The organism is Formosa agariphila KMM 3901 (genome assembly GCF_000723205.1).
Classification (GTDB): Bacteria; Bacteroidota; Bacteroidia; order Flavobacteriales; family Flavobacteriaceae; genus Formosa; species Formosa agariphila.
Genome location: NZ_HG315671.1, coordinates 261599 through 274820, shown reverse-complemented (window position 1 = coordinate 274820; position 13222 = coordinate 261599). Strand labels below are relative to the sequence as shown.

Sequence of the window (13222 nt, the reverse complement as noted above, 5' to 3'; positions counted from 1 at the left end):
AATCACCACCTACAGAGACAAAACAGTTATTTAAAAAAAGGCAAAAAAAAACCACCTAAACAAGGTGGCTTTAAAATAATGACAAGGGTATTAATTATTATTTTTCCCCAATTAAAGGTAATGCTTCTTGCAACACCTCATCTATAGACGTTTGCACGTAACGCTCGAACTGAACAAATTGAGATCCCGTTTTTGCACCTAACGCTTTTTTAATTTTTTTATAATATTTCTTCTGAAGCTTTTCATTTTTAGCTCTAATAGAAAACGTTTCCTTAACAATAGCATCTGCCTGCTCATCTGTCATTGAATCGTATTGATCTACATAATCTTCTAAAAGTGCCATACGGCTGCTTGCAATATCTTTACGCTCTAGTGTATATTGATCGTAAATTTCATTAAAAGTTGCTGCTTTTGTAGCATCTAATTCTAAAAATTCGCCAATTACAGTTTTCTTTTCAGAATTATACAAATCCTTAAAAGCTTCCAATTCTGCATCTTGAGCGTAAGTATTAAAAGCACATAATACCGTTAATACAAGTAATAATTTTTTCATTTTTATTGATTTTATGGTTATTGTTCTACACACGAAGATATCATTTTAATACCAAAATTAACAGTTAAAGAATAGCATTCTTTCAAAAACATATAAATAGAATAGTTTCTAAAATTTTCTGATATAAGTATATAAACCAGCGCGAATTACTTCATTCCTTTTTTCTTAACACCAAAACGGTATTGCAGTCCTGTCATAAGAAAACGTTGTTCATCAGACAAACTATATTCCCCTCTTAACATCCAATGCTTATTAATTTGCATATTGAATCCCATCTGAAAGGTAACCGTTTGAAGAAGTTCTTTTTTAATTTTATAATCTACTCTAGCAGAAAATAAGCCACTTTCATTTACTCTTTCCTCTATTGTAGTTAAGGCTTGGTTTTGAGCTTGAAGTTTAATTTTTTCTGCAGGAGTTGTACCAGGAGCATCTATAATTTCTTGATTACTCGCAATTTTTGCATCTACCGTTTCATTAAACGTTGCATCTAATTCCGGAAACACCTCATCTAAACCAATTCCTCCTTCATTTCCATCTGCACCAACAAAATCACGATACATAATACCTGCATAAGGTGCTATAAAAAAATCTTTATTCTTTTGAGATAATCCAAAACGATATCCTCCTCTAGCCGACAAGGTCGCGTAGCCCACTTGATCTTTTAGCAATTCTGTATCTGTACGCGAATAATTAAAATCCGTACTCAAGAAGTAGTTATTCCACCCAAAAACTAAAGTCGCACCAATACCGTATGTTCTAGCATCAAACTCGACTTCCGATGAAAATTCTGGTAACTGTAAAATAATTTCTCCTGTTGCATCTTTCCATGTTGGCTGAAGCGCAACTTGCGTTCCTCCTGTTACCGAAGACATTAATCCGTAAACACTAAGAAAAGGCAGTACCCAAGCATCTGCTCTAAAGTTTAAACCATTTGTAGTCGCACTTACTTGAGTAAAATTTAGCGTTTCTACATTTAAAACATCAGAGAAATCTCTACCTCCAATTTCCAAACCGAATTCAGTAATCTCCAAATCCATATACACATTAACGTAGTTTAAGTTAACCCCAAAAGGAAGTTGAAGCTGGTCTCCATAGCCTTTATCGGTAACTTTTTGCCCCCAAATAGGCAAAACATAAGGATATACGGCAGTGTCTTGCGATTTTAAAGCAGGCTCCTCTTGTACTTGAGCAATCGCCTGAAAATTCAAACAAAAAATCGCTAATAGTAGTATTGTAATTTGTTTCATTCTAGTGTGTTAATTTATTCTACGTTCTGGTTGTAACAATTTAAATCGTCTAGCGCAAAGATGCTATTAATACTTATAGAATCAAAATAATGATTTTATATAATATCTGTTTTTACATCAAAAAAATCCGAATTAAATTTAAATGAAAATAAACAATTAAAAGAGATTTAACGCACAGCTAATCAATAAAATCATTTTAAATAGCGTCGTTTTAATAAGATAACACCCACTAATTTTAATAATTTAAGGAAAACACGCCATACCATAGAGATAAATTTAGCGATGAGAACGCATAATAATACACGAGATAGTAAAATATAAATCCAATGGCAATTACAAGATATGTAGAAGAGTATTAACTTTCAGTAAAGCTATAAAATAACAAAACCCCAACCTTTTTCAAGATTGGGGTTTGTTGTTGGCCCACTAGGGCTCGAACCTAGACTCTTTGGTACCAAAAACCAACGTGTTGCCAGTTACACCATGGGCCATCAATAATTTGAGAGTGCAAATATAGAACATTTCATAATACACACAAACTTTTTTTTATTTTTTTTTCATCTAAATACTAACCTTTACTTAAAACGCTTCACTGTTACATATTTATTATTAAATTCGCCCTACCGAATAAACACTGAATTTCATGACACAATTCAACTTTAAAAAGTGGAATACCATCTTAGGTTGGGTCGCTTTTGCAATTGCATTAGTAACCTACGGACTAACAGTAGAACCTACCGTAAGCTACTGGGATGCTGGAGAATATATTTTAACCTCAGCAAAACTTCAAGTAGGTCACCCGCCAGGAGCACCTTTATTTCAAATGCTTGGAGCATTCTTCTCTATGTTTGCTTTAGAGCCTGATCAAGTGGGTTACATGCTAAATTTAATGAGTGCCGTTGCCAGTGCATTCACAATTTTATTCATGTTTTGGACCATTACATTATTATTGAAAAAAATTATTTCGGAAGACGACATACTATCTAAACCTAAAGCAATGGCCATTCTTGGTAGTGGTTTAGTAGGAAGTTTAGCGTTTACTTTTACAGATTCGTTTTGGTTTAATGCTGTAGAAACCGAAGTATATGCTATGGCAACCTTAATGATGGCTGCTATGTTTTGGCTTGGTTTACGCTGGGAACAAGATATGGATTCGCCGCGCGGAAACCGTTGGTTGGTTTTAATTGCCTTTGTTATTGGACTTTCATTCGGGGTACACTTTATGGGATTATTAACCATTCCTGGAATTGCACTGGTGTATTACTTTAAAAACTATAAAACCATTACGGTTAAAAACTTCATTATTGCAAATGTCGTTGCTGTTGCCATCCTATTATTCATCTTTAAGCTTTTATTACCTAACGCACTAAAATTCTTTAGTACTTCAGAAATATTCTTTGTAAACTCTTTAGGTTTGCCTTTTAATTCTGGAACTATAATTGCTGGAATTTTACTTATTGCTGCATTCTATTTTGCTTTAAAGTATACACGACAAAAAGGATACATCCATTTAAACACACTAGCCTTGTGTTTACTATTTATATTTATTGGATTCTCGTCTTGGATGATGTTACCTATTCGTGCCAATGCCAATGTTGTTGTAAATGAAAACAATCCGTCTGATGCTCGAGAACTTCTTGCGTATTATAACTTAGAACAATATCCTGAGACCCACTTATTTTATGGTCCACAATTTACAGACCAATATGCAGGGCTAGACAAAAACAATCCTTATATAGACGATAAACCTAATTACGAGAAGGATGAAGCGCAAGGAAAATATGTAATTGTAAACGATTATAAGCGTGCAAAACAGAACTACAACTCGGAACACGCTTCTATACTACCTAGAATGTGGAGTGCAGAACATGCCGAAAACTACATGCTTTTTACCGGTTATTTAGATTTTAAGCTGAAACCGGAATACCAGATGGAAAATCAACTACGTACATCTATTTCTAGTTTTAAATCAGATTTATCTCAAGGTAATGTAGACTTTCAAGACTATAATAATTTCTTAAAACAATTCGGGCAATATTTAGATATCGAAAAACCAACCTTGGCAAGTAATATTGTATACATGTTTCAATACCAGTTGGGCTATATGTATTGGAGATACTTTATGTGGAATTACACAGGGAAGCAAGACGATATTCAAGGGCGATACGATAATCACGGAAACTGGTTAAGCGGTATTAATTTTATTGACGAATGGCATTTAGGTATGCCTCAAACAAATTTACCTTCAGACGTAAAAAATAATAAAGCAAGAAACACCTATTATTTCTTACCATTAATTTTAGGTCTTATAGGTTTATTCTTTTTATTCAACAAAGACAAAAAAATGTTTTGGGTGCTGTTTGTGTTTTTCCTATTTACAGGAGTTGCCATTCAGGTTTATACCAATGTACGACCTTTTGAACCTAGAGAACGTGACTATTCGGTTGTGGGTTCTTTTTATGTGTTTGCCATTTGGATAGGATTTGGAGTGTATGCTATTTTTGAAGCACTTAAAAAATACGTTAAAACACCTCTTTTAGCACCTGTAGTTACTTTAGCATGTTTAGTTCTAGTTCCTGGTATATTAGCAGCAAACAATTGGGATGACCACGATAGATCCGATAAATACACAGCCCGTTCAATGGCTAAAATGTATTTAGACTCTTGTGCCGAAAATGCCATATTATTTACTATTGGAGATAACGATACCTTCGCCTTGTGGTATGCTCAAGAAATTGAAGGATACCGTACCGATGTTCGTATTGTAAACACAAGTTTATTCCAAACAGACTGGTATATCGACCAAATGAAACGTAAAGCTTACGAGAGTGACCCTATTCCTTCTCAGCTAACACACGAGCAATACCGTTATGGTACACGCGATTATATTATGAAACGTGTGGTGTCTCAAGATACGATGGACATTAAAGATTTTATCAATTTTGTAAGTAGCGATAACCCTAAAACAAAGTTTAAATATATCTTAGAAATGCAAGGTGAGGATCCTAGCTACTACCCTACACAACTTCAAAACTCGAATTATTTCCCGGTTGAGAATTTAACTATAGATGTAGATAAGCAAACCGTACTTGATAATGGTATTGTTGCCGTAAAAGATGCACATAGAATTGTAGATAAAATCAATTTAAACATTAATAGTTCTGCACTGTATAAAAACCGATTGTTAATGTTAGACATTATTGCTAATAACGATTGGAAACGCCCTATTTACTTTACAGGTGGTAGTTTTGGTGACGACGATTATTTATGGATGAAAGACTACCTGCAGTTAGATGGTATGTGTTACAAATTGGTCCCTATTAAAACGCCAATTAATAGAAGCAACCCATTTGATATGGGTCGTGTAGATGCCGAATTAATGTATAATAAGGTTAAGCAATGGGATTGGGGTAATAGCGGAAGTCCAGATATTTATCATGATCCAGAAACGCGTAAAAACTCAATTTCTTACAGAGGTAACTTAGCACGATTAATGGAACAATTAATTAACGAAAAGCAACTCGATAAAGCTGAAGAAATTGCAGATATTGCCATGGAAAACATGCCTGTTGAATTCTTTGGATACTACACCCTTTTAGAACCATACATTAGCGGATATTACGAAGTTGGAGCCGATGAAAAAGCGAGAAAGCTATTTAAAGACGTGTCTACTAAATATCAAGAGTATTTAAAATACTATAGCACGTTAAAAGTTGAAAAACAATATGAAATTGCTGAAGAAATTGTAACCAATATAGAACGTTATAAATCTTTAGTAGATGTGTTATTACGTAACGATTCTGAGTTTGCTAAAACAGAAATGCAGACCTTTAACAATCACTTAAAGTTATTCGAACATTTTTACGGCGATAGTCCGCACGAACCAGACCCGATACAACCGTCAGATATAGACATACAATCGAATGCGGATAGCGCAGTGGTTCCTGTAGAATAACTATGAGATTCATTCCAGTAAGATCACCTAAATTTATAAAAGGCATATTTCCAAACTACGTTTGGGATGTGCCTTTATTAGATAGTAAAACAATCTACTTAACCTTCGATGATGGTCCGAATCCGGAAATAACACCTTGGGTTTTACAAACGCTTAAAAGCTATAATGCCAAAGCAACATTCTTTTGTATAGGAGACAATGTAAGAAAGTATCCTGACGTATTTCAAAACACCATACAAGCAGGTCATAAAATAGGAAACCACACCTTTAATCATTTAAAAGGGTGGAAAACACATACAGATGTATATATAGACAATGTAGAAAAAGCAGCCGAAATTATTCCTTCTAAATTATTTCGACCTCCTTACGGAAAGATAAAAAATAAACAAGCCAAAATTTTAACTCAACTGGGGTATAAAATTGTAATGTGGAGTATTATTTCTTTCGATTGGGAGCACAACCTATCTGGAGAAGACTGTTTAAAAAATGTGATTAAACATACCGAAGACGGGCATATTATAGTATTTCACGACAGCATTAAAGCTTCAAAAAACATGCAGTACGTATTACCTAAAGTTTTAGAATATTTTAGTGCTAAAGGTTACAATTTTAATGTGCTTCCGTATTAAAGGAATTGTTGCACTACTCCAATAAGTGTATTGGCATCTTGCTCGCCACTTTCTCGCCATTTCATTTCACCATCTTTATAAACTATTAAAGTAGGCAACCCTTTTACGCGAAGTGCTTCGGCTAATTCTTTGTTTTTTTCAACATCAATTTTAATCACTTTAGCTTTATCCCCAAGAGCAGCTGCCACGTCTCTTAAAATGGGATGCATCGCTGTAGATTGTTCATTCCATTCGGTAAAGAAATTTAATAATACCGGAATGTTAACATCTATTAATTCCCCGAATTTTGACATATTTTAGTGTTTAAGAGCCTGTTTAAAAAATCTAGCCTCCCTTTTATTCATTTTTAAATAAAACGTTTAAATAGGGCGTTTGCTCAAGTTATCTCACATAAAAATAAGCAATTCTATATTAATAATAACATTTCTACCAAATTAAGCGTCTTCTGAGCCTTTTTTAAGTTCGATAACCGTAATTTCTGGCCAGATTCCAACACGGCCTGGATAACCTAAAAAACCAAAACCGCGGTTTACATTTATTAATTGTCCTTTTTCCTTATACACTCCTGCCCAATATTTATATCGCCACTTAATTGGACTCCATTTTATCCAGCCTGGTATTTCAATTCCAAATTGCATACCATGTGTATGGCCGCTTAAAGTTAAATGGTAATGGTACGCATCATCAATAACCCGATCTTCCCAATGCGATGGATCATGACTCATTAATATTTTAAAATCATTAGGTTCTATTTTAGAAGCCGCTTGCTTTAAATCTCCCGCTTTTTTAAAATGACCACGCCCCCAGTTCTCTACACCAACTAACGCAATACGTTCACCATCTTTTTCTAGAAATCTACTATCATTCAAAATTAAGTCGAAGCCAATTTGCTTTTGTATGGCTTTTAATTCATCGAGGTTCTGTTCCTTGTCTGCTTCAGAATCCCACTCGACATAATCGCCATAGTCATGATTTCCTAATACAGAGAACTTACCATCTTTAGCTTTCAATCGGCTGAAGGTTTCCGTCCACGGCAACATTTCCGAAGCCAAATTATTCACCATATCACCCGTAAATAAAATAGCATCAGACGCTTGTTCATTGATTAAATCTACTGCATATTCTATCTTTTCTCGATTATCAAAACTTCCACTGTGAATATCACTTATCTGTGTAATTCTATACCCATCGAAAGCGGCAGGCAAATCTTCAAAATGCAATGTATATTTTAACACCCTAAAATCGTACTTGCCTTTAAACATACCATACAACAAACCCGCAAACGGAATGGCCGCTATACCAATAGCTAGTTTACTAATAAACGCACGGCGTTCTGGAAAATATCCGAACTCTTGTTTTTCTTTTTTAAAATATCGGTATACGCCTTGAGGAAAACGCGTAAGATCTTCGAATCCTAAAACCACTAACAAAATTAACTTTGGTGCTAACACTGCTAATAAAAATCCAAGCGCATAACTTTTGGCATGTGTAAGCACTTTTAAATGACTCGGGTTTAGAATCATTTCGTAAATAAAATTTCCTAAAACCAATGCACTTAAAATCCAATACACCCAATAAATAAAACGCTGTTTGGTTATCGATTTAAAAGCTTGAAAAGAATACCAATCTAGAAGAATATAAAGTATAAAAAATAAAACCCAACGCATCACAAATCCTTTTAATGGGTAAAAATAAAGTTTAAGATTTTAATCGGTCCTATGAAAATGTTAAAGCTGATCATTTAGGATATTTCAAAAGCATGAGACTTCTGCTAAAACCATTTTAAAGTAAGGTCTACCAATTTTTGCTTAAAGTCTGTATAAGGCGGAAACAGCAACTCGATTGCGCCTCGTGTGTGCTGTTTTAATACGGAACGCATATTAGAGAATTCCTGAAATCCGAAAATCCCATGTGCTTTACCAATCCCACTATTATTACTGCCCCCAAAAGGCAAATTATGATTACTGTATTGCAACACGTTTGTATTTATACACGTACTTCCGGCTCGTGTATTATTTAAAACAAACTGCGTTTGTTTTTTATTTTTACTATACATATAAAGTGCAAGAGGTTTTTCTTTAGCATTAATATAATCTATAGCTTCTTGAATGTGCGTGTAGGTTTTTATAGGCAAAATAGGTCCAAATATTTCATCTTCTAGTAACGAAGTATCTTCGGGTAAATTAGAAATTACCGTGGGCTCTATAAAATTTTCGGAAACTTGAACTTGACCGCCTAGCTCTATGGTTGCGTGATGTTCCTTAGCATTTTCAATATGGTCTTGAAGTCGCTTAAAATGTCTGTCGTTTACAATTCTAGAATACGACTTAGATTGCGAAGCATCTGTTCCGTAATACGAATTAACCACGGTCTTAAACGCTTTTAAAAATTCATCTTTAACGCGTTCATGAATTAACACATAATCTGGAGCAATACAAGTTTGCCCATTATTTACAAATTTCCCCCAAGCAATTCTTGTGGCGGCATCTTTTAAATTGGCGGTCTCATCAATAATTGTTGGCGACTTCCCTCCTAGCTCTAACGTTACCGAGGTTAAATGTTTTGAAGCGGCTTTCATAACCACTTTCCCCACTTGTGGCGACCCTGTAAAAAAGATATGATTAAATGGAAGTTCTAGCAAAGCCGTAGACACCTCTACTTCACCTTGCACTAAAGCAATTTCATTTTCCGGAAATAATTTAGCAATAATATCACCCATAACTTTAGACGTATGAGGCGTTAATTCCGAGGGTTTTAAAATTGCGGTATTTCCTGCTGCAATAGCAGATACTAATGGCCCGAAGGTTAAATTTAACGGAAAATTCCAAGGTGCAATGATTAAACACACCCCTTTAGGTTCGTAAGTAAACCAAGACGAAGCTCCTATTAAAGACATGGGTGTACTCACTTTTTGACGTCCCATCCATGATTTTAATTCCGATTTCACATGCTTTATCTCCCCAAGAATAGGATAAATTTCGGTTAAATCGGTTTCTAAAAAAGGCTTTTTAAAATCGGCATAAATCGCATCTCGAATATCTTGTTTAAAATCGACTTCAATAGCGTGTTTCAAGGCATTTAATTTGGCTATTCGTGTTTTATACGTGGTATTACCAACGGTAAACTGATTTGCCTTTTGAGCATCAAAAATGTGTTGAAACCTATTTGTCATCATGCGTGTTAATTTTTAGTGAAAGCTGAATAATCTTTTAGACCATTCATAAAAACATTGGCTAAAAAGTGAGCCATTTCATCCTTAGAAGCTTCAAAATAATGATGATGTAAACAAACAAATAATTCGGAAGCTGAAGAAATAGCAACTAAACTAAACATTTTAAAATACTTTTCATCTACAAAAGACACTTCGGGAAAACGTTTTAAATCTTCTTGCATATTAAACACAATACTTAATATACTTTCACTATTGTAAGATACACTTCTAATTTGATTCTGATTGTTTTTATGAAACATAATCATCTCTTCAGAACTCACCAAATCAAAATAGGCTTTAAAAGATGCATATAAAAAATCGTAGGCTGTAGTAAGACCTATTTGTGCTTGCTTAACTTCAAAATTAATTTCACAGTTTAAACGATCCAAAATCTCGCAAAACACATCTTTAGGGGCATTAAAATAATTATAAAATGTACCGCGACCAATTTTGCTCTCTTCAACAATATCGCTTATAGACGTGTTCTCCAACCCTTTTTCAGAAAACAAACTAAGCGATGCTTTAACAATTCGTTCCCGTTTCTCAATTTTATTCTGTTCTCGTCTACTCGTCTGCATATCCCTTTTCTCTATTTTTACAAGCAATAAAAATACATAATTAAGACCAAAGCGTCTTATTCTCACCGATATAATAAACTTGAAGATAGTAATTTTTAAGACTTCCTTCAAATCACCGTTTTAAAAGTATGGGTTGTTGATTTTAATTCTAAATAACACGGCTTTTTTTGTAGTTTTGACATTCTTTCAAAACAAAACATATGTCAGATCAAAAACGTCTTTTTCTAGTTGATGCCTATGCCCTTATTTTTCGCGGATATTATGCGTTTATAAAAAACCCAAGAATTAATTCTAAAGGCTTAGATACATCGGCTATTTTAGGGTTTACCAATTCCCTTTTAGACGTCATTAAACGTGAGCGTCCAGACCATTTAGCCGTGTGTTTCGACAAAGGCGGAAGCACCGATCGTGTAGAAATGTTCGAAGCTTATAAGGCCAATCGCGACGCCACTCCAGAAGCTATAAAATTAGCTATTCCTTATATCTGTAACATTTTAGAAGCCATGAAAATTCCCATTATGGTTAAGGAAGGTTACGAAGCCGATGATGTTATTGGAACCCTAGCTAAGAAAGCTGAAAAAGAAGGTTATAAAACCTTTATGGTAACGCCAGATAAGGATTTTGCACAGTTGGTTTCTGAAAATATTTTTATGTACCGTCCTGTATTTGGTGGCGGCTACGAAACTTGGGGAATTCCTGAAGTATTGAAAAAATTTGAAGTGGAACGCCCAGAACAAGTGATCGATTTTCTAGGTATGATGGGAGATTCTGCCGATAATATTCCTGGACTTCCTGGCGTTGGAGAAAAAACAGCGAAGAAATTTTTAGCCCAATACGGCACTATGGAAAACCTTTTAGACCATACACACGAGCTAAAAGGAAAAATGAAAGAAAAAGTTGAAGCCGCTAAAGAACTTGGTTTATTATCTAAGAAATTAGCGACTATAATGTTGGATGTTCCTGTTGAATTTGATGCTGAAGATTTTGAAATGTCGCATCCCGACATCGATGCCGTAAAAGGCATTTTTCAGGATTTAGAATTTAGACGACTTGTAGATAGTTTTGAAAAGATATTTACAGCACAAACAGAAACCACTACCGAAAATACGACTGCAAAAGCAGAAACTACTGCCCCATCAGCATCGTCTGCTGGCGCTGGTCAATTTTCTTTATTTGGCGGCGATCCGGCTCCAAGTTCAGAACCGGCGACAGAGAACCCTAATCAAAGAAAAACTGCCGAAACCACACCTCATTTTTATCAGAGTGTAGCAACGGGCATGGCTACCAAACTCTTCATTAAAAATCTAATGAAGCAAAGCAGCGTGTGTTTCGACACCGAAACTACAGGCTTAGATCCGCTTACAGCAGAATTAGTGGGTATTGCTTTCTCTTGGGAAACCGGTAAAGGATTTTATTTACCATTTCCAGAAGACAAAACCGAAGCTCAAGAACTTATCGAACAATTACGTCCGTTTTTCGAGTCGGAAGACATTCAGAAAATTGGACAGAATTTAAAATACGATATTAAGGTCCTTCGTAAATACAACATCACGGTTAAAGGTAAATTATTCGACACCATGTTAGCGCATTATTTAATCAATCCAGATATGCGTCACAATATGGAAGTTTTGGCCGAAACCTATTTAAATTATACGCCAATTTCTATTGTAGATCTTATTGGTAAGAAAGGAAAAAACCAGTTATCAATGCGACAAGTTCCTATTGATAAACAAACCGAATATGCTGTAGAAGATGCCGATATTACACTGCAACTCAAAGAACATTTTGAAAACGAATTAGGACAAGCCAACACCCAAAAATTATTCGACGATATCGAAGTGCCTTTACTTCGTGTGCTTGCCGACATGGAATTGGAAGGTATTAATTTAGATATTCCGTTTTTAAATGATTTAACCACTGCTCTAAACGATGATATTGCGTCTCTTCAGGAAAAAATATTTTCCGAAGCTGGCGAAGAATTTAATATTGCATCACCAAAACAATTGGGTGAAATTTTATTTAATAAACTCAAGTTAGTCGACAAACCTAAAAAAACAAAATCTGGGCAGTTTGCAACCTCAGAAGATATTTTATCGTACTTAGCCAAAGACCACGAGATTATTCAGCATATATTAGACTATCGCGGCCTTGCAAAACTTAAAAGCACCTATGTCGATGCCTTGCCATTACAAGTCGAGCCAACAACAGGGCGTGTACATACAGATTATATGCAAACTGTAGCTGCAACGGGGCGATTAAGTAGTAATAACCCGAATTTACAGAACATTCCTATTCGTACCGAACGTGGTCGCCAAGTTAGAAAAGCCTTTATTCCAAGAAACGAAGACTACACTTTACTTGCTGCCGATTACTCGCAAATAGAACTTCGTATTATAGCCGCCTTAAGTCAGGAAGAAACCATGATTGAAGCCTTTAAAAACGGTGAAGATATTCATGCTTCCACAGCTGCTAAAGTGTTTAATGTGCCTTTAGAAGACGTGACCAGAGAACAACGTAGTAATGCAAAAACCGTGAATTTCGGGATTGTGTATGGTGTATCTGCTTTCGGATTAAGCAATCAAACCGATTTATCGCGAAGCGAATCTAAAGACCTTATCGATACGTATTACAAAACCTATCCGAAACTGAGAACTTACATGAGTGAGCTAGTAGATTTTGCTCGCGATAATGGCTATGTACAAACCGTTTTAGGACGTCGTCGTTATTTAAAAGATATTAATTCTAGAAATGGAGTGGTTCGTGGTGCTGCCGAACGAAATGCCGTTAACGCCCCAATACAAGGAAGCGCTGCCGATATTATAAAACTGGCTATGATTAATATTCATGAGAAATTAGTCGCTGGCGAATTTAAAACCAAAATGCTTTTACAAGTACATGATGAATTGGTGTTCGATGTGTACAAACCCGAATTAGAAACTATAAAAACACTGGTAAAAACCGAAATGGAAAATGCCTTTGTTATGGATGTACCATTAGATGTAGAAATTGATACTGGCGATAACTGGTTGGAGGCGCATTAGAGAAAAAG

Annotated in this window: 9 protein-coding genes and 1 tRNA gene; 3 read left to right on the top strand and 7 right to left on the bottom strand. The window is 35.1% G+C overall.

The genetic code is table 11. The annotated features are described in order from the left end of the window. Positions 1–97 precede the first annotated feature (97 nt). From BN863_RS01100 to BN863_RS01090, 3 genes are all read right to left on the bottom strand, one after another. Positions 98–553, bottom strand: coding sequence for a hypothetical protein (locus tag BN863_RS01100; RefSeq protein WP_038526413.1), 456 nt, complete (start codon positions 551–553; stop codon positions 98–100). Between the two features lie 146 nt (positions 554–699). After that, positions 700–1800, bottom strand: a complete 1101-nt coding sequence (locus tag BN863_RS01095) for a hypothetical protein (protein ID WP_038526410.1) — start codon at positions 1798–1800, stop codon at positions 700–702. A 418-nt stretch (positions 1801–2218) separates the two neighbouring features. Beyond that, positions 2219–2291: transfer RNA gene (locus BN863_RS01090), tRNA-Gln, on the bottom strand. A gap of 152 nt (positions 2292–2443) precedes the next feature. Between BN863_RS01090 and BN863_RS01085 the strand changes: the two genes are divergently transcribed. Next, on the top strand, positions 2444–5755 hold the full coding sequence (locus tag BN863_RS01085; protein WP_038526407.1) for a glycosyltransferase family 117 protein: 3312 nt from the start codon (positions 2444–2446) through the stop codon (positions 5753–5755). Positions 5756–5757: 2 nt separating this feature from the next. Next, positions 5758–6384 carry a polysaccharide deacetylase family protein gene (locus tag BN863_RS01080; RefSeq protein ID WP_038526404.1) on the top strand — a complete coding sequence of 209 codons (627 nt, stop codon included), beginning with the start codon at positions 5758–5760 and terminating at the stop codon, positions 6382–6384. Here the strand turns inward: BN863_RS01080 and BN863_RS01075 are convergent. From BN863_RS01075 to BN863_RS01060, 4 genes are all read right to left on the bottom strand, one after another. Further along, positions 6381–6677, bottom strand: coding sequence for a thioredoxin family protein (locus BN863_RS01075; protein WP_038526401.1), 297 nt, complete (start codon positions 6675–6677; stop codon positions 6381–6383). The two genes, BN863_RS01080 and BN863_RS01075, sit on opposite strands and share 4 nt — an antisense overlap. A gap of 141 nt (positions 6678–6818) precedes the next feature. Continuing rightward, on the bottom strand, positions 6819–8054 hold the full coding sequence (locus BN863_RS01070) for a metallophosphoesterase (protein WP_038526399.1): 1236 nt from the start codon (positions 8052–8054) through the stop codon (positions 6819–6821). Positions 8055–8155: 101 nt separating this feature from the next. After that, the gene (locus tag BN863_RS01065; RefSeq protein WP_038526396.1) at positions 8156–9559 is read right to left on the bottom strand and encodes an aldehyde dehydrogenase family protein; all 1404 of its coding nucleotides are present in this window, start codon (positions 9557–9559) and stop codon (positions 8156–8158) included. 5 nt (positions 9560–9564) lie between these two features. Next, positions 9565–10173 (bottom strand): TetR/AcrR family transcriptional regulator, encoded by a 609-nt coding sequence (locus BN863_RS01060; protein ID WP_038526394.1) that lies wholly within the window; start codon positions 10171–10173, stop codon positions 9565–9567. A 200-nt stretch (positions 10174–10373) separates the two neighbouring features. Between BN863_RS01060 and polA the strand changes: the two genes are divergently transcribed. After that, positions 10374–13214 (top strand): DNA polymerase I, encoded by a 2841-nt coding sequence (gene polA / locus BN863_RS01055; protein ID WP_038526391.1) that lies wholly within the window; start codon positions 10374–10376, stop codon positions 13212–13214. The last annotated feature ends 8 nt before the right edge of the window (positions 13215–13222 follow it).